The organism is Paraburkholderia atlantica, from assembly GCF_009362785.1.
GTDB classification, from domain to species: domain Bacteria; phylum Pseudomonadota; class Gammaproteobacteria; order Burkholderiales; family Burkholderiaceae; genus Paraburkholderia; species Paraburkholderia atlantica.
The window spans coordinates 126953-143470 of sequence record NZ_WHNQ01000022.1 but is presented as its reverse complement, the minus strand read 5'-3'; the positions used below and the strand labels follow the sequence as shown (position 1 = coordinate 143470).

At 63.9% G+C, this 16518-nt stretch carries 17 protein-coding genes and 1 rRNA gene; 13 read left to right on the top strand and 5 right to left on the bottom strand.

Annotated elements, in window-relative coordinates; translation table 11 throughout:
• Positions 1-81 (bottom strand): 16S ribosomal RNA (locus tag GCT19_RS27325); the annotation flags it as partial.
• A 469-nt stretch (positions 82-550) separates the two neighbouring features.
• Positions 551-1327, bottom strand: coding sequence for an enoyl-CoA hydratase (locus GCT19_RS27320; protein ID WP_152853655.1), 777 nt, complete (start codon positions 1325-1327; stop codon positions 551-553).
• A 135-nt stretch (positions 1328-1462) separates the two neighbouring features.
• Here GCT19_RS27320 and paaN point away from each other — a divergent pair, with 135 nt between their 5' ends.
• From paaN to paaK, 4 genes are all read left to right on the top strand, one after another.
• Entirely contained in the window at positions 1463-3163 is a 1701-nt protein-coding gene (paaN, locus tag GCT19_RS27315; RefSeq protein WP_152853654.1) for a phenylacetic acid degradation protein PaaN, read from the top strand.
• Between the two features lie 168 nt (positions 3164-3331).
• A complete protein-coding gene (paaG, locus tag GCT19_RS27310; RefSeq protein WP_152853653.1) occupies positions 3332-4123 on the top strand; it encodes a 2-(1,2-epoxy-1,2-dihydrophenyl)acetyl-CoA isomerase PaaG in 792 nt (263 codons plus the stop codon).
• 1 nt (position 4124) lies between these two features.
• Positions 4125-4586, top strand: a complete 462-nt coding sequence (paaI, locus tag GCT19_RS27305) for a hydroxyphenylacetyl-CoA thioesterase PaaI (protein ID WP_026228347.1) — start codon at positions 4125-4127, stop codon at positions 4584-4586.
• A gap of 112 nt (positions 4587-4698) precedes the next feature.
• Positions 4699-6003: a phenylacetate--CoA ligase PaaK gene (gene paaK / locus GCT19_RS27300; protein WP_018433754.1), complete on the top strand. Its 1305-nt coding sequence runs from the start codon at positions 4699-4701 to the stop codon at positions 6001-6003.
• Positions 6004-6198: 195 nt separating this feature from the next.
• Here paaK and mltA read toward each other — a convergent pair whose 3' ends face one another.
• Positions 6199-7317, bottom strand: a complete 1119-nt coding sequence (gene mltA, locus GCT19_RS27295; RefSeq protein WP_152853652.1) for a murein transglycosylase A — start codon at positions 7315-7317, stop codon at positions 6199-6201.
• A gap of 28 nt (positions 7318-7345) precedes the next feature.
• Between mltA and GCT19_RS42910 the strand changes: the two genes are divergently transcribed.
• Positions 7346-7507 (top strand): hypothetical protein, encoded by a 162-nt coding sequence (locus GCT19_RS42910; RefSeq protein ID WP_018433756.1) that lies wholly within the window; start codon positions 7346-7348, stop codon positions 7505-7507.
• 146 nt (positions 7508-7653) lie between these two features.
• Here GCT19_RS42910 and apaG read toward each other — a convergent pair whose 3' ends face one another.
• Complete coding sequence (apaG, locus tag GCT19_RS27290) at positions 7654-8028, bottom strand: Co2+/Mg2+ efflux protein ApaG (protein WP_013090633.1); 375 nt, start codon at positions 8026-8028, stop codon at positions 7654-7656.
• A gap of 329 nt (positions 8029-8357) precedes the next feature.
• On the opposite strand from apaG, the gene rpe reads away from it, so the two are divergent.
• The 8 genes from rpe to GCT19_RS27250 all read left to right on the top strand — a co-directional run bounded on the left by rpe (position 8358) and on the right by GCT19_RS27250 (position 15706).
• A complete protein-coding gene (rpe, locus tag GCT19_RS27285) occupies positions 8358-9041 on the top strand; it encodes a ribulose-phosphate 3-epimerase (RefSeq protein ID WP_375792050.1) in 684 nt (227 codons plus the stop codon).
• 7 nt (positions 9042-9048) lie between these two features.
• Positions 9049-9765, top strand: coding sequence for a phosphoglycolate phosphatase (locus GCT19_RS27280; RefSeq protein ID WP_018433758.1), 717 nt, complete (start codon positions 9049-9051; stop codon positions 9763-9765).
• A gap of 379 nt (positions 9766-10144) precedes the next feature.
• On the top strand, positions 10145-11638 hold the full coding sequence (gene trpE, locus GCT19_RS27275) for an anthranilate synthase component I (protein ID WP_018433759.1): 1494 nt from the start codon (positions 10145-10147) through the stop codon (positions 11636-11638).
• A gap of 13 nt (positions 11639-11651) precedes the next feature.
• Entirely contained in the window at positions 11652-12269 is a 618-nt protein-coding gene (locus tag GCT19_RS27270; protein WP_013090637.1) for an aminodeoxychorismate/anthranilate synthase component II, read from the top strand.
• Positions 12270-12288: 19 nt separating this feature from the next.
• Positions 12289-13320: an anthranilate phosphoribosyltransferase gene (gene trpD, locus GCT19_RS27265; RefSeq protein WP_152853650.1), complete on the top strand. Its 1032-nt coding sequence runs from the start codon at positions 12289-12291 to the stop codon at positions 13318-13320.
• Positions 13321-13338: 18 nt separating this feature from the next.
• Positions 13339-14124 (top strand): indole-3-glycerol phosphate synthase TrpC, encoded by a 786-nt coding sequence (gene trpC, locus GCT19_RS27260; RefSeq protein ID WP_018433761.1) that lies wholly within the window; start codon positions 13339-13341, stop codon positions 14122-14124.
• A gap of 32 nt (positions 14125-14156) precedes the next feature.
• Positions 14157-14783: a CYTH domain-containing protein gene (locus tag GCT19_RS27255; protein ID WP_018433762.1), complete on the top strand. Its 627-nt coding sequence runs from the start codon at positions 14157-14159 to the stop codon at positions 14781-14783.
• A gap of 98 nt (positions 14784-14881) precedes the next feature.
• Positions 14882-15706: a uracil-DNA glycosylase gene (locus GCT19_RS27250; protein ID WP_152853649.1), complete on the top strand. Its 825-nt coding sequence runs from the start codon at positions 14882-14884 to the stop codon at positions 15704-15706.
• A 122-nt stretch (positions 15707-15828) separates the two neighbouring features.
• Here GCT19_RS27250 and GCT19_RS27245 read toward each other — a convergent pair whose 3' ends face one another.
• Entirely contained in the window at positions 15829-16425 is a 597-nt protein-coding gene (locus tag GCT19_RS27245) for an FMN-dependent NADH-azoreductase (protein WP_013090642.1), read from the bottom strand.
• Positions 16426-16518: the final 93 nt, after the last annotated feature.

The following is a 16518-nucleotide window of genomic DNA, read 5'->3' as shown; positions in this document are numbered from 1 at the left end:
AAGTCCGTGCTGCCGTTCGACTTGCATGTGTAAGGCATGCCGCCAGCGTTCAATCTGAGCCAGGATCAAACTCTTCAGTTCAAACCTGTTACTGTTTTCGGTTTCGTTAGAAACCGGTCGCTCACTCAACGTACTGACGATGATCAATCCGTCTTTCGACAGATAAACCTTCCTCTAATACTGTGTGAGGCTTCTGATACTTTTGCCTTGCGGCAGATCCCGAAGAATCCGCTGCCGCATTCCGCATCAAGCGCCCACACTTATCGGCTGTTAGTTTTTAAAGATCGATCCGCGAAACTCGCAGCGCCTGAACCACCACTACCCGGCACTGCTTCGTTTGCGTCGCTGCGTCTGCAGCAGAGAAACGAGATTATGAAGAACTTCCGCCGGATCGTCAACAGGTTTTTATCACTTGCTTAACCTGCCCACGCCGCTGAAGCCCTCGCCAGCAAAGGCTTCCCGCTTCCCCGCGCCCCGGCGTCCGGAGCACGAAAGAGCGGAATTCTAGTCGCCGCCATCGCGACTTGCAAGCGATATTTTGACAAGCGTATTAACGGTGTTTGAAAACCGGTTTGCGCTTCTCTACGAACGCGGCCATGCCCTCTTTCTGGTCTTCGGTGGCGAAGAGCGAATGGAACAGGCGACGCTCGAAATGCACGCCCTCCGCGAGCGTCGTTTCATAGGCTCGATTGACCGACTCCTTGACCATCATCACCGCCGGCAGCGGGAATTCCGCAATGGTGGCGGCCGCGCCAACCGCTTCGTCAAGCAGCGATGCAGCCGGAATCACGCGCGAAACAAGTCCGGCGCGCTCCGCTTCGGCGGCATCCATGAAACGGGCGGTCAAACAGAGGTCCATCGCCTTCGCTTTTGACACTGCCCGCGGCAAGCGCTGCGTGCCGCCCGCCCCCGGCATGATCCCGAGCTTGATTTCCGGCTGACCGAACTTCGCCGTGTCGGCGGCGAAAATGATGTCGCACATCATCGCCAGTTCGCAGCCGCCGCCGAGCGCGAAGCCCGCCACCGCGGCAATGATCGGCTTACGGATCGAGCGAACCGCTTCCCAGTTGCGCGTGATGTAGTCGCCCTTGTAGACATCCATATAGGTGTAAGACGCCATCATGCCGATATCCGCGCCGGCCGCGAACGCTTTCTCGCTGCCCGTCACGACGATTGCGCCAATCGACTCGTCGGCATCGAACTCCCGCAACGCGGCGCCCAGTTCGTCCATCAGCGCGTCGTTCAATGCATTTAGCGCCTTCGGGCGATTGAGCGTAATCAGTCCAACCCGCCCCCGCGTCTCAACCAGAATGTTTTCGTAAGCCATGCCACCTCCATAAGGGTTTATCGCACGCGAAAAACGCTTCGCGCATCGTTCGCAGTGATGCTACCATTCCCCAACCAACCGGTCGGTCAATTATTTGACAGGTTTTCCCCCAACGTACAGCCGAGCCCCTTTGCCATGACACATCCGCTATTCACCAAGCACGAAGACACGCTGCACAAAGCGCTCGCCGCGCTCGAAACGCGCGGCTACTGGAGCCCGTTCGCCGAGATGCCCAGTCCGAAAGTGTACGGGGAAACAGCCAACGCGGACGGCGAAGCCGCGTTCAAGGCCCATCTAGACAAGGCGTTCGAGCTGGACCAACCGTCGACCGGGGAAACAGTCGGCGCGGAAGTCTCGCCGTTCGGCTTCCCGCTCGGCGTGCGTTACCCGAAAGCCGATCAGAACGCGCTTATCGCCGCATCCACGGCGGCGCAACGCGAGTGGCGCGCGGCCGGCCCGCAGGCATGGATCGGCGTTAGTCTCGAAATCCTCGCGCGTCTGAATCGCGCCAGCTTCGAACTCGGCTACAGCGTGATGCACACGACCGGCCAGGCGTTCATGATGGCCTTCCAGGCAGGCGGCCCGCACGCGCAGGATCGCGCGCTCGAAGCGGTCGCGTATGCGTGGGATCAGCTGCGCCGAATTCCCGCCGATGCGCACTGGGAAAAACCGCAAGGCAAAAACCCGCCGCTCGCGATGCATAAGCGCTACACCGTCGTGCCGCGCGGCATCGGTCTCGTGCTCGGCTGCTGCACATTCCCGACGTGGAACGGCTATCCGGGCCTGTTCGCCGACCTGGCCACCGGCAACACGGTAATCGTCAAGCCGCATCCGGGCGCAATCCTGCCGCTCGCGCTGACCGTGCACATCGCGCGTGACGTATTGCGCGAAGCGGGCTTCGACCCGAACGTCGTCACGTTGCTGGCCACCGACCCGAACGACGGCGCCCTCGTCCAGCAACTGGCCCAACGCCCCGAGATCAAACTGATCGACTTCACGGGCAGCACCCAGAACGGCACCTGGCTCGAGCGCAACGCACACCAGGCGCAGGTCTACACCGAAAAGGCCGGCGTCAACCAGATCGTCATCGACTCGGTCGACGACATCAAGGCGGCCGCCCGCAACATCGGGTTCTCGCTGGCGCTGTACTCGGGCCAGATGTGCACCGCACCGCAAAACATCTATGTGCCGCGCGGAGGCATTCGCACCGCAGATGGCACGCTCAGCTTTGACGGTGTCGCCCAGGCACTTGCCGGTGCGGTGCAAAAGCTCGTCGCCGATCCGGCCCGCGCGGTCGAACTGCTCGGCGCGATCCAGAACGATGGTGTCATGCAGCGCATCGACGAAGCCGCCAAACTTGGCCACGTTCTCGTCGCGAGCCAGACGCTCGAACATCCAGCCTTTGGGGGCGCTCGCGTGCGCACACCGCTGGTACTGCAACTCGACGCCGCGACCGACCACGCCCAGTTCACGAAAGAATGGTTCGGGCCGATCTCGTTCGTCATCGCGACGGATTCGACCGCGCAGTCGCTCGACCTCGCTGGCGACATTGCCGCCGAGCACGGCGCGCTGACGCTGGCGGTCTACAGCACGGACGCCGCGGTGCTCGACGCCGCGCACGAAGCGTCGATTCGCGGCGGTGTCGCGCTGTCGATCAACCTGACCGGCGGCGTGTTCGTCAACCAGTCCGCGGCTTTTTCGGACTTTCACGGCACCGGCGCCAACCCGGCTGCCAATGCCGCGCTGGCCGACGCAGCTTTCGTCGCCAACCGCTTCCGTGTCGTTCAAAGCCGCGTTCATGTTGAACCGAAAACGGCGCCGGCAGTAGCTGGCTGAACGGCATAAGACACGGCTTCAATACAACGCTCGACCTCGTCCTATGCCATTCGGCGGATGGACCGGGTCGTGCGCTCTGACTAACATCAGACATCGGGTCGGCATCACACGCCGACACCAGCCGAGCCACCGTGCCCATCGGCCAAAGAGAGTTTGAGGAGACACCCCATGTCATACGAAGCGATCCGGCTGGACATCGACTCATCGAGCCACGTCGCCACCGTCACTCTGAATCGCCCGGACAAGCTCAACAGCTTCACGCGCGCGATGCATCAGGAACTCGGCGGGGCGCTCGATCAGGTCGAAAAGTCCGGCGCCCGTGCGCTCGTGTTCACCGGCGCCGGTCGCGGCTTCTGCGCCGGCCAGGATCTCGCCGACCTCGATTTCACGCCAGGCGCCATGACCGACCTGGGCGCCGTGATCGATGAATATTTCAATCCGTTGATCCGCCGTCTGCAGGCGCTGCCGTTTCCGGTTATCGCGGCGGTCAATGGCACGGCCGCCGGTGCGGGCGCCAATCTGGCGTTCGCGTGCGACCTGGTGCTCGCGGCTCGCTCCGCGAGTTTCATCCAGGCGTTCGTGAAGATCGGCCTCGTGCCGGATTCGGGCGGCACGTGGTTCCTGCCGCAGCGCGTTGGCATGGCACGCGCGCTCGGCCTCGCGATCACCGGTGACAAGCTCAGCGCCGACAAGGCCGAAAGCTGGGGTTTGATCTGGCAAGTGCTCGACGACGCCGAACTGGCTACGGCAGCGGCAAAGCTCGCGGCCCAGCTTGCCCAGCAACCGACGCGCGCGATCGCCGCGATCAAACAGGCGATGCGTGCCGGCACGACCCAAACGCTCGACCGGCAACTCGATCTCGAGCGCGATCTGCAGCGCGAACTAGGCGCCTCGCACGATTACGCGGAAGGCGTGCAGGCATTTATCGAAAAACGCGCGCCGCGCTTCGAGGGACGTTGAGATGTCGACACAAACCACCCGCCCAGACCAGATGACGGCAGACGAACTCGCCCGCGCGACAGCCGCTGCAATGTACGAAAACGACGCCTGCAGCCGCGCGCTCGGGCTCGAGATTCTCGAAGTGCGCCCCGGCTATGCGCGGCTGCGCATGGCGGTGCGCGACGACTTCCTGAACGGCCATCAGATCTGCCATGGCGGCCTCATCTTCACGCTCGCCGATTCGACTTTCGCATTCGCCTGTAACACCTACAACATCAATACGGTCGCGGCGGGCTGCTCGATAGAGTATCTGCGGCCAGTCCACGGCGGCGACGTGTTGAGCGCCGAAGCGGTCGAGCAGACATTGAACGGGCGCACTGGAATCTACGATATTCGCGTGACGAATCGCGCCGGCGAGACCGTCGCAATGTTTCGCGGCAAGTCGGCGCAAATCAAGGGTAACCTGATCCCCAACGGCGACTAACAATTAGCGGCGGCAAGCCATCACCGCCCACGCGGAAAGCTGTCCGCGTGGCGCTCTGGCGCCAACGCGTCACATATCAGACTCAGATACTGAGGCAGCAAGGAGACATTCGATGAGCACCGCTATTCCGCTCGATCCGATCGAGACCGCCAGCCGCGACGAGCTCGCCGCGCTCCAACTTGAACGGCTCAAATGGTCGCTCACCCATGCGTATGAAAATTCGCCGGTGTATCGCCGCAAATTCGACGAAGCCGGCGTCCATCCGGGCGATGTCAAGTCGCTCGCGGACCTCGCGCGGTTTCCGTTCACGACGAAAAAGGATTTGCGCGACAACTATCCGTTCGGGATGTTCGCCGTGCCGCAAGAGCAGATTTCGCGAATCCATGCATCGTCCGGGACGACCGGCAAGCCGACCGTCGTCGGCTATACGGCGCGCGACATCGATACGTGGGCGAACCTCGTCGCCCGTTCGGTGCGCGCCGCCGGCGCGAAGCGCGGCGACAAGGTGCACGTGAGCTACGGCTACGGCCTCTTCACGGGCGGCCTCGGCGCGCATTACGGCGCCGAGCGCGCGGGGCTCACCGTGATTCCGTTCGGCGGTGGCCAGACCGAAAAGCAGGTGCAGCTGATCCAGGATTTCCGGCCCGACATCATCATGGTGACGCCGAGCTACATGCTGTCGATCGCCGACGAATTCGAACGCCAGGGTATCGACCCGGCCAGCTGCTCATTGCGCATCGGCATCTTCGGCGCTGAGCCGTGGACCAACGACATGCGCGAGGCGATCGAAAAACGCATGGGAATCGACGCGGTCGACATCTACGGTCTGTCCGAAGTGATGGGCCCGGGTGTCGCCTCGGAGTGCGTCGAAACCAAAGACGGCCCGACGATCTGGGAAGATCATTTCTATCCCGAGATCATCGACCCCGAAACGGGCGAGGTGCTGCCCGATGGCGAACTCGGCGAGCTCGTGTTCACGTCGCTGACGAAAGAAGCGCTGCCGATCATCCGCTACCGCACGCGCGATCTCACGCGCCTGCTGCCGGGCACCGCTCGCACGATGCGGCGCATGGAAAAGATCACGGGCCGCTCCGACGACATGATGATCGTGCGCGGCGTCAATGTGTTCCCGACGCAGATCGAAGAACTGTTGCTCAAGCAGCGCGCGCTCGCGCCGCACTATCAGATCGTGCTGACGAAGGAAGGGCCGCTCGACGTGTTGACGCTGAACGTCGAACCGTGCCCCGAAAGCGCGCCGGATACCTCGGCGCTAACCGCCGCGAAAAACGCGCTGGCTTACGACATCAAGGCGCTGATTGGCGTGAGCGCCGTGGTAAACGTGCTGGCGGTGAATGGAATCGAGCGCTCGGTGGGCAAGGCGCGGCGCGTGGTGGACAAGCGCAAGTCGGGCCTCTAAGTCGGGAAAGAGGCAACGGGAAACGACGCGCAGCGTACGAGCCCAACAAACAAACGGCGTCACGCACGGACCAGATCCACACGTGACGCCGATTTCAACGACATCTATTGAAGGCTTCGCGGCAGCCTCAAACCCGCCTCGCGAAAGCCGCTGTAACTCAAGCGGCGGTCACGCTTCCGTCTCCGCCCCACCGCCTCACGAATTCGGCAGCAGCAACCACATCCTGCCGCCCTGCTTCATCTTGCCAGCCAGATCACCGGCATCGTCGCCGAGGCCCCAGAAATAGTCGGCGCGCACGCCACCTTTGATCGCGGTGCCAGTGTCCTGCGCGAACACAAGGCGGTTCATCGGCGAATTCGTCAACGGCCGCGTGGTCTGCAGGAACACCGGCGTGCCGAGCGGAATCGCGCTTGGATCGACCGCGATCGAGCGCTCCGGCGTCAACGGCACGCCGAGCGCGCCGATCGGACCGTCCGCGCCGCCGCTCGGCATACTTTCGGCCGCAGGCATCTCGCGGAAAAACACGAAGCGCGGATTGGTATCGAGCAGGCCATCGACGCGCGTCGGATTCGCACGCGCCCATGCCTTGATGCCCTGCATCGTCGCCTGCGCAGGCGTGATCTCGCCATGATCGAGCAGCCAGCGCCCGATCGACTTGTACGGCTGATTGTTGGTCCCGCCAAAGCCGACGCGCATCACGCTGCCGTCTTCCATCACGATGCGCCCCGAGCCTTGCACCTGCAGAAAGAAGGCTTCAATCGGATCGTCGACCCACACGAGTTCGTTGCCGCTGAGCGCGCCCGAGCGTTCGAGCTGCGCGCGCGCCGGCAACGGCGCCCCCGCGCGATAGCCGGCGGGCCAGCGGTACAGCGCCGTCTGATACACGCCGTGCCGCGTGCGCGAGCCCCGCAGCAGGGGTTCGTAGTAACCGGTGACCAGGCCGTCGAGCGTGCCGTCGCTATTCGCAAGCTGGAACGGCGTGAAGTAGGCTTCGAAGAAGGCGCGCGCGCCGGTGACGTCGAGATCGTCGATTTGCGCGGCCGCCGCGCATGCACGCGACCAGTTCGGCTGCCGCGCGAGCCTCGTGCAGTTTTGCCGCAATGCGGCGGTCGCGCCGATCAGCGAATCGTCCTGCCAGCCCGGCACCTGCTGCCACGCAACCGCGGTCAGGCGCGCCGACGCGATCTGGCCGGGGATGATTGCCGCGCCGCTCGGCGGTGAAGGCCGGATCGCGCCACCGCCACCGCAGGAGGCAAGCAACACTGCAACCGACAGTGCTCCAAGCCACGCGCCGGCCCTGCGGACAAAACGCATACAATGTTCGTTCTTGATGGAAACCGCCATGTCTGATCTGTTCGACGAATACCCGATGCTCATCTTCGCGCTGGAATCGCTTGTCGCGCTATTCCTGCTCGTCTTTATCGTTGTGTGGACGTCGTCCGGCAAGAAAAAAGCGGGACGTGCCAGGTCGGCTGAACGGTCCAAACAGCAAAAACCGCAGTGACCGTGTGGCCTGCGGGCTGCACGCAGAACCGCGCAAGCCTTCGTGCAACAAGCACTCGCCCGAGCGCTCATCCAACCAGCCACTCAACTGCCCGCTGCGTCGCGCGCCATACGAACTCATTAAAGACCGCGCAGTACCGCGCCGGTTCAATGCAACGTTCGCGGCATGCGCAATACGAACTCGGGCACCGGCGCCTCGAAGCGCTCGCCATCCTCCGCCACGCAGAAGTAATCGCCGCGCATCGTGCCGACCGGCGTCGCGATCACTGCCCAACTCGTGTATTCGAAATGCTCGCCCGGTTTGAGCAGCGGCTGATGACCGACCACGCCCAGGCCTTTGACTTCCTGCACGGTGTTTTCGCTGTCGGTGATGATCCAGTGACGCGCGATCAACTGTGCAGGCACCTGCCCGCTGTTACGGATGGTCAGCGTGTAGGCAAAGGCGTACTGGCGACGCTCCGGGTCCGATTCTTCGGGCAGGTATTGCACCTGCGCCGAGACGCTGAATTCGTACTGGCTCATCCTGATTCCGATCTGATCAAACGGGCTGTGAAAAATCGTGGAAGGCCCCGAACGCCAATGGTCTGCGGGTGCAGCGGCGATGCGGCGCTCATGGAGTGGCATTCTGCTTGATGCGCGGCATGGCCGCAACCGAACACGCGTTTTGGCCAGGGGCGTCTAAGACGCCGGGACCCGGCCGCTTTGCGGCGCCGCCTCTCGATGCCGTTTTTGCGCCAGCGCTTTGCGATGGTTCATCGCGCGATTCCGCGATCCCAACCGCGGCCAGCGCGCCGGTCCGCACGCGCAAAAACGGTAAAATGGCGCTTTCCCGCTTGCATCCGCCTCCCGTCATGACGCAATTTCGCATCGCCCCCAGCATTCTCTCCGCCGATTTCGCCCGTCTGGGTGAAGAGGTCCGCAACGTCGTCGCCGCCGGCGCCGACTGGATCCACTTCGACGTGATGGACAACCACTACGTGCCGAATCTGACCATCGGCCCGCTCGTTTGCGAAGCGATCCGCCCGCACGTCGACGTGCCGATCGACGTGCACCTGATGGTGCGCCCCGTCGACCGCATCGTGCCGGACTTCGCGAAAGCCGGCGCGAACCTGATCAGCTTTCACCCGGAAGCGTCGGAGCACATCGACCGCACGCTGTCGCTGATCCGCGACCACGGCTGCAAGGCCGGCCTCGTGTTCAATCCGGCGACGTCGCTGAACTATCTCGATCACGTGATGGACAAGGTCGACCTCGTGCTGATCATGTCGGTAAACCCAGGCTTCGGCGGCCAGTCGTTCATCCCCGAGGCGCTCAACAAGCTGCGCGAAGCGCGCAAGCGCATCGACGCCTACACCGAGCGCACCGGCCGCGACATCCACCTCGAAGTGGACGGCGGCGTGAAGGTCGACAACATCGCGGAAATCGCGGCGGCCGGCGCGGACACGTTCGTGGCCGGCTCGGCGATTTTTGGCCAACCCGATCACAAAGTCGTGATCGACAAGATGCGCGCCGCCCTCGCCACCGTCCAGCGCTGATCCGACGATGACTGCTCCGTACCCCGCCCCGTCCTTCACCGGCCCGCGTCTCGAAGCCGCGATCATCGACCTCGACGGCACGATGATCGACACCGCCGACGACTTCACCGCCGGCCTGAACGGCATGCTTGCTCAGCTCGACGCGGAAGAAACGACGCGCGAGGAAGTGGTCGGCTATGTCGGCAAAGGTTCGGAGCATCTGATCCGCAGCGTGCTCGCGCCGCGCTTCGAAACCGAACATGCGCAAGAGCGCTTCGACGAAGCGCTCGCGATCTATCAGGCCGAGTACGCGAAGATCAATGGCGTGCACACGCGGCTTTACCCGGACGTCGAAGCCGGGCTGCGCGCGATGCGCGACGCGGGCCTGAGGCTCGCCTGCGTGACCAACAAGCCGCACCGCTTCGCGCTCGAATTGCTGCAGCAATACGGACTCGCACAGTATTTCAGCGTCGTTCTCGGCGGCGACAGTCTCGCGAAAAAGAAACCAGACCCGCTGCCGATGCTGACTGCCGCCGCGCAACTCGGCGTCGAGCCGAGCGCCACGGTCGCGATCGGCGACTCGGAAAACGACGCGCTGGCGGGCCGCGCGGCCGGTATGGCGACGCTGACCGTGCCCTACGGCTACAACCACGGCCAAGCTATACAAACGATAAAATCCGATGGTATAGTTGCCTCGCTGCTCGACGCCGCCAAGGCGATCGCAGCGCACCAATCCACGACTTAACAGTCCTTCATCCTCATGTTTCTGAATAAAAAACGGAGTCTGATTAGCATCGACCGGGGAGCCTGGCCCTGGCGTCGCTGGTCGCGCTAACCTCGCCTGAGGTACGCTGAAGCTTGTCTTCGGCAACCGTTTTTTACTTCGCTGCGCTTACGCGCTTTTTCCATCGTTCTATATTTGCGCTGCTGCATCGGCTGCTTGAGCCTGCGCGTACCCGAAAGGTACCGTTGCTGCTCACCTGCACCGCTCGCACGCGCCGATGGAAGACCCGCGCCGGTCGGTATCATCGTGTCGAGAACGTCGACCCACGCCCTGACCGGAGGCGCTTCGCCCCGCTTTGCCCGACGCTTGCTGCCGCCGGACCACCGTACAGGATCGGAACATGACCGAACTCGAATTCCAGTCCCTCGCCAACGAGGGTTTCAACCGCATCCCGCTGATCGCCGAAGCGCTCGCCGACCTCGAAACGCCGCTGTCGCTGTACCTGAAGCTCGCTCAGACCGAGCGCAACGGCGCCAACTCGTTCCTGCTGGAATCGGTAGTCGGCGGTGAACGCTTCGGGCGCTATTCGTTCATCGGCCTGCCGGCACGCACTTTGGTGCGGACGCGCAACGGCGTGTCGGAAGTGGTGCGCGACGGCAAGGTCGTCGAGACGCACGACGGCGATCCGCTCGCTTTCATCCAGCAGTTCCAGGCGCGCTTCAAGGTCGCGCAACGCCCGGGGCTGCCGCGTTTCACGGGCGGCCTCGCCGGCTACTTCGGCTATGACGCGGTGCGCTACATCGAGAAGAAGCTCGCGCACAGCGCGCCGAAAGACGATCTGAACCTGCCCGACATTCAGTTGCTGCTGACCGAGGAAGTCGCCGTCATCGACAACCTCGCGGGCAAGCTCTATCTGGTGGTCTACGCGGACCCGACCCAGGCCGAGGCGTATACGAAGGCGAAGCAGCGTCTGCGCGAACTGCGCCAGCGGTTGCGCGTCACCGTCGAGCCGCCTGTCGTGTCGGCCAGCGTGCGCACCGAGATCTACCGGGAGTTCGCGAAAGACGATTACCTGGCCGCCGTGCGCAAGGCCAAGGAATACATCGCCGCCGGCGAACTGATGCAGGTGCAGGTCGGCCAGCGCCTGACCAAGCCGTACCGCGACAATCCGCTGTCGCTGTATCGCGCGCTGCGCTCGCTGAATCCGTCGCCGTACATGTACTACTACAACTTCGGCGACTTCCACGTGGTCGGCGCGTCGCCGGAAATTCTGGTGCGCCAGGAAAAGCGCGGCGAGGACCGTATCGTCACGATCCGCCCGCTCGCCGGCACGCGTCCGCGCGGCAACACGCCCGAGCGCGACGCCCAGCTTGCGACCGAGCTGCTGAACGACCCGAAGGAAATCGCCGAACACGTAATGCTGATCGACCTCGCGCGCAACGACGTCGGCCGCATCGCGCAGATCGGCTCGGTCGTCGTCACCGACAAGATGGTGATCGAGAAGTACTCGCACGTTCAGCACATCGTCAGCTCCGTCGAAGGCAAGCTCAAAAAAGACATGACCAATTTCGACGTGCTGCGCGCCACCTTCCCGGCCGGCACGCTGTCGGGCGCGCCGAAGGTCCGCGCGATGGAACTGATCGACGAGCTCGAGCCCATCAAGCGCGGCCTGTACGGCGGGGCGGTCGGCTATCTGTCGTTCACCGGCGAGATGGATCTGGCCATCACGATCCGCACCGGCGTGATCGCGAACGGCAATCTGTATGTGCAGGCGGCCGCGGGCGTGGTCGCCGATTCGGTGCCGGAATCCGAATGGCAAGAAACCGAGAACAAGGCGCGCGCGGTGATGCGCGCGGCCGAGCAGGTCCAGGACGGCCTCGATAGCGACTTCTGACCGGAGACACACCATGCTGCTCATGATCGACAACTACGACTCGTTCACCTACAACCTGGTGCAGTACTTCGGCGAACTCGGCGAAGACGTGCGCACCTTCCGCAACGACGAAATCACGCTCGATGAAATCGCCAGGCTGAACCCCGAGCGCATCTGCCTGTCGCCGGGCCCGAGCAATCCGCAACACGCGGGCATCACGCTCGACGTGCTGCGCGAATTCGCCGGCAAGACGCCGATTCTCGGCGTGTGCCTCGGCCATCAGGCGATCGGCGAGGCGTTCGGCGGCCGCGTCGTGCGCGCGCAAACCATCATGCACGGCAAGGTCAGCACGATCGAAACCGACTGCAAGGGCGTATTCGCGGACCTGCCGAAGCACTTCACGGTGACGCGCTACCACTCGCTCGCGATCGAACGCGAATCGCTGCCCGACTGCCTCGAAGTATCCGCATGGACCGAAGACGGCGAAATCATGGGCGTGCGCCACAAGGAACTGGCCGTCGAAGGCGTGCAGTTCCACCCGGAATCGATCCTCTCCGAACACGGCCACGCGCTGCTCGAAAACTTCGTCAAGCAGTCGAAGCTCGCCGTCGGCGGCAAGGCTGCGCATCATCCGGCTTCCCGCAATGCCTGACCACAAGAGAGACGAGATCATGTCCATTACGCCCCAGGAAGCCTTGCAGCGGACCATCGAGCACCGCGAGATTTTCCACGACGAAATGCTGCACCTGATGCGCCTGATCATGCGCGGCGAGCTGTCGCCGGTGATGTCGGCGGCGATCATCACCGGTCTGCGCGTCAAAAAGGAGACCATCGGCGAAATCACCGCCGCCGCCACGGTGATGCGTGAATTTGCCCGGCACGTCGACGTTCAGGACAACTCGAACTTCGTCGACATCGTCGGCACCGGCGGCGACGGTGCACACACGTTCAACATTTCCACCGCGACGATGTTCGTATCGGCCGCGGCAGGCGCGAAAGTCGCGAAGCACGGCAATCGCAGCGTATCGAGCAAGTCGGGCAGCGCGGACGTGCTCGAGGCGCTCGGCGTCAACATCGATCTGCAGCCCGAGCAGGTCGCCGCATCGATCGCGGAAACGGGCATGGGCTTCATGTTCGCGCCGAATCATCATCCGGCGATGAAAAACGTCGCGCCGGTACGCCGCGAACTCGGCATCCGCACGATCTTCAATATCCTCGGGCCGCTCACCAATCCGGCCGGCGCGCCGAATCAGCTGATGGGGGTGTTCCACCCCGACCTCGTCGGCATTCAGGTACGCGTGATGCAGCGCCTCGGCGCCAAGCACGTGCTCGTCGTGTACGGGATGGACGGCATGGACGAGGTGTCGCTCGGCGGCGCCACGCTGGTCGGCGAGTTGCGCGACGGCGAAATCCGCGAGTACGAGATCCATCCGGAGGACTTCGGCATGCAGATGGTGTCGAATCGCACGCTGAAAGTCGCCGACGCGAACGAGTCGAAGGTCATGCTGCTCGACGCACTCGACAACAAGCCCGGCGTCGCGCGCGAAATCGTCACGCTGAACGCCGGCACGGCACTCTATTCGGCGAACGTCGCTGCCACGATCGCGGACGGCATCGTGCTCGCGCGCGAAGCGATCGCGAGCGGCAAGGCGCGTGCAAAGGTCGACGAACTGGTGCGCTTCACCCAGCAATTCAAGCAGTAATCACGTAGCGAGACATTTATGAGCGACATTCTCGACCGCATCATCGCGGTCAAACGCGAAGAAATCCGGGCGGCCGAACAAAGCGTACCGCTCGAAGAATTGCGGCTCGAAGCGTCGTCGCGCGATCTGCGCGACTTCGTCGGCGCAATCCGCGCCAAGCACGCGGCGGGTCTCGCCGCGGTGATCTCCGAAGTGAAGAAGGCGAGCCCGTCGAAGGGGGTACTGCGCGAGCACTTCGTGCCGGCCGACATCGCACGTTCGTACGAGAAGCACGGCGCGGCGTGTCTGTCCGTGCTGACCGACGTGCAGTTCTTCCAGGGCAGCGTCGCGTATCTGCAGCAAGCGCGCGCCGCGTGCCAGTTGCCAGTGATTCGCAAGGACTTCATCGTCGATCCGTATCAGGTCGTCGAAGCACGCGCGATGGGCGCCGACGCGATCCTGCTGATCGCCGCCGCGCTCGAAACCGCCGAGATGCAGGACCTCGAAGCGCTCGCGCATTCGCTCGGTCTCGCGGTGCTCGTCGAAGTGCATGACAGCGATGAACTCAAGGAAGCGCTGACGCTGAAGACGCCGCTGATCGGCATCAACAACCGCAACCTGCGCACCTTCGAAACCTCGCTCGACACGACGCTCGGCATGCTCGACGCAATTCCGGACGACCGCATCGTCGTGACCGAGTCGGGCATCCTGTCGCGCGACGACGTCGAGCGCATGCGCGCGCGCAACGTGCATACGTTCCTCGTCGGCGAGGCGTTCATGCGGGCGGACGAGCCGGGCGTGGAACTTGCGCGGATGTTTTTCTGAGCCCGGCGCTCGCATAAGCAAGGACACGTACCGTGAGCATGGAACGCGAAATCAAGCTGGCACTGCCGGCTTCGCAGGTGCAGGCGGCGACGCAGTGGTTCGCCGCGCGCGCCGGCAAGAAGGGTCGCGCGATCAAGCTCGTGAACATTTACTTCGACACGCCGCAGTTGACGCTGGCGTCGTCGAAGAGCGCGCTGCGTCTGCGGCAGACGCCGGACGGCTGGCTGCAGACCTTCAAAACGGTCGGCACGGCGACGAACGGCTTGCATAGCCGGCACGAATGGGAAATGCCGGTCGCCGGCGCGAAGCTCGAAATCGATTCGCTGCTGAGCGCTTGCGACGAACCCGCCGCCGCGGCCGCTCTGAAACAGGCCGCGCCTGCGCTGATCGAGCTGTTCCACACGAATTTCACGCGCACGCTATGGCTGCTCGACACCGACGGCGCCCAGATCGAGGCGGCGATCGATCAAGGCGACGTGCTTGCCGAAGTCGACGATGAAGCGCGCCGCGCGCCGATCTCGGAGATCGAGCTCGAACTGAAGTCGGGCGACGAAGCGGCGCTTCACACGCTCGCCGCCGAACTCGGCAAACGGATTGCCGGCCTCGCGCCGGATGACATCAGCAAGGCGCAGCGCGGCTATCGGTTGCGCGCGGGCTGAGCGCGGGATGGGCGCGGGTTGCCCGAAACCCGCGGCATCTCATGCGCTTGCTTGTCGCAGCTTGAGCTAGCCAGCGTTTGCTGCGACACTTCCCCGCCATGACCTCCGCTACCCGTACCCGCTCCAGTTCGCCGCAGGCATCGTTGTTCGACGATGCCGCCCCAGCTCCCTCCGCAGCCTCGGCCGACACCACCACCGCCGCCCCGCCCACGCTCGAAGCTCAATTCGCGGCGCTGCCGGCGGCCTGGCGCGCGCATTTGAAACCCTTCATCGACAGCGACACCTACGCGCCGCTGTGCCGCTTCGTCGACGGCGAGCGTGCCGCCGGCAAAACCATCTATCCGGCCGACGTGTTCCGCGCGCTGCGCCTGACGAGTCCCGACGAAGTGAAGGTCGTGATCCTCGGCCAGGACCCGTACCACGGCGAAGACCGCGGCACGCCGCAGGCGCACGGTCTCGCGTTTTCGGTCGCGCCCCACGTGCGGCCGCCGCCGTCGCTGCGCAACATCTTTAAGGAAATCGCCGCGAGTCTCGGTCACGCAACGCCGCAGCACGGTTGCCTCGACAGCTGGGCCAGACAGGGCGTGCTGCTGCTGAACACGGTGCTGACCGTCGAGCGCGACAGTGCCGCGAGCCACGCGAAACGCGGCTGGGAAAAATGCACGGACACGCTGATCCACGAACTCGCGACGCGGCCTCAGAACCTCGTGTTCATGCTGTGGGGCGCGCATGCGCAGGCCAAGCGCGCGCTGCTCGGCGGCAAATCGCACTGTGTGCTGGAGGCGCCGCATCCGTCGCCGTTGTCCGCGCATCGCGGCTTTCTCGGTTGCGGCCATTTCGCGAAGGCGAACGAATATCTGCTGCAGCACGGCCGGGAGCCGATCGACTGGCGTCTGCCGGACGACGCGCAAATGCTTGCGTGACGGCGTCGCCGTCGGAGGATGGCGATACAAAGCGAAAACGCCACGGAGGGTGAACCCATCCGTGGCGTTCTTTATTTCACCGCTTGCGCCGCATCCAGGCGGCACAAGGCAGGCGGACCCGCTTAAACCGCGGCGATCGCTTCGCGTGCCGAGCTCAGCGCGGCGGTCGCGGCGTCCGGGCCCATGTTCAGGCCTTCGGCATAGATGAAGTTCACGTCGGTCATGCCGAGGAAGCCGAGGAAGCTCTTCAGATACGGCGTCTGGCTATCGTTCGGCGTGCCCAGATACTTGCCGCCGCGCGCCGACACGACGTGGACCTTCTTGCCCGTAACGAGGCCTTCCGGACCGTTCGCGGTGTAGCGGAACGTGATGCCCGCACGCGCGATGAAGTCGAAGTACGTCTTCAGTTGCGACGAGATGCCGAAGTTGTACATCGGCGCGCCGATCACGATGACATCGGCGGCTTGCAGTTCAGCAATCAGCGCTTCGCTGCGAGCGGCGATCTCGGCTTGTTCCGGCGTACGCTGCTCGGCAGGCGTGAAGAACGCGCCGAGCACGGCGTCGTCGAGGTGCGGCAGGGGTTCGGCTTGCAGGTTACGGACGACGACTTGCGCGCCCGGATTCGACTGTTGCAGCTTTTCGGTCAGTTCGTTGACGAGAAGCGTCGAGTTCGCGCCTTGCGAACGGGCTGCCGAGTTGATTTGCAGGATCGTGGTCATGGGGTTGACTCCAGTAGGGGGCGCGCAGTGTTGCGCGAGTGGAGCCATTGTGTTTTTTTACCGACCGGCGAAAAAGCCGTCCGGCGGCGACGG

Bases quoted from the DNA above. Each gene is read 5' to 3' on its own strand.
- trpE (WP_018433759.1), top strand. From the start codon at position 10,145: ATGACCGAACTCGAATTCCAGTCCCTCGCCAACGAGGGTTTCAACCGC.
- trpD (WP_152853650.1), top strand. From the start codon at position 12,289: ATGTCCATTACGCCCCAGGAAGCCTTGCAGCGGACCATCGAGCACCGC.
- GCT19_RS27270 (WP_013090637.1), top strand. From the start codon at position 11,652: ATGCTGCTCATGATCGACAACTACGACTCGTTCACCTACAACCTGGTG.
- paaK (WP_018433754.1), top strand. From the start codon at position 4,699: ATGAGCACCGCTATTCCGCTCGATCCGATCGAGACCGCCAGCCGCGAC.
- GCT19_RS27250 (WP_152853649.1), top strand. From the start codon at position 14,882: ATGACCTCCGCTACCCGTACCCGCTCCAGTTCGCCGCAGGCATCGTTG.
- apaG (WP_013090633.1), bottom strand. From the start codon at position 8,028: ATGAGCCAGTACGAATTCAGCGTCTCGGCGCAGGTGCAATACCTGCCC.
- trpC (WP_018433761.1), top strand. From the start codon at position 13,339: ATGAGCGACATTCTCGACCGCATCATCGCGGTCAAACGCGAAGAAATC.
- rpe (WP_375792050.1), top strand. From the start codon at position 8,358: ATGACGCAATTTCGCATCGCCCCCAGCATTCTCTCCGCCGATTTCGCC.
- paaI (WP_026228347.1), top strand. From the start codon at position 4,125: ATGTCGACACAAACCACCCGCCCAGACCAGATGACGGCAGACGAACTC.
- GCT19_RS27320 (WP_152853655.1), bottom strand. From the start codon at position 1,327: ATGGCTTACGAAAACATTCTGGTTGAGACGCGGGGGCGGGTTGGACTG.
- paaG (WP_152853653.1), top strand. From the start codon at position 3,332: ATGTCATACGAAGCGATCCGGCTGGACATCGACTCATCGAGCCACGTC.
- GCT19_RS27245 (WP_013090642.1), bottom strand. From the start codon at position 16,425: ATGACCACGATCCTGCAAATCAACTCGGCAGCCCGTTCGCAAGGCGCG.
- GCT19_RS42910 (WP_018433756.1), top strand. From the start codon at position 7,346: ATGTCTGATCTGTTCGACGAATACCCGATGCTCATCTTCGCGCTGGAA.
- mltA (WP_152853652.1), bottom strand. From the start codon at position 7,317: ATGCGTTTTGTCCGCAGGGCCGGCGCGTGGCTTGGAGCACTGTCGGTT.
- GCT19_RS27280 (WP_018433758.1), top strand. From the start codon at position 9,049: ATGACTGCTCCGTACCCCGCCCCGTCCTTCACCGGCCCGCGTCTCGAA.
- paaN (WP_152853654.1), top strand. From the start codon at position 1,463: ATGACACATCCGCTATTCACCAAGCACGAAGACACGCTGCACAAAGCG.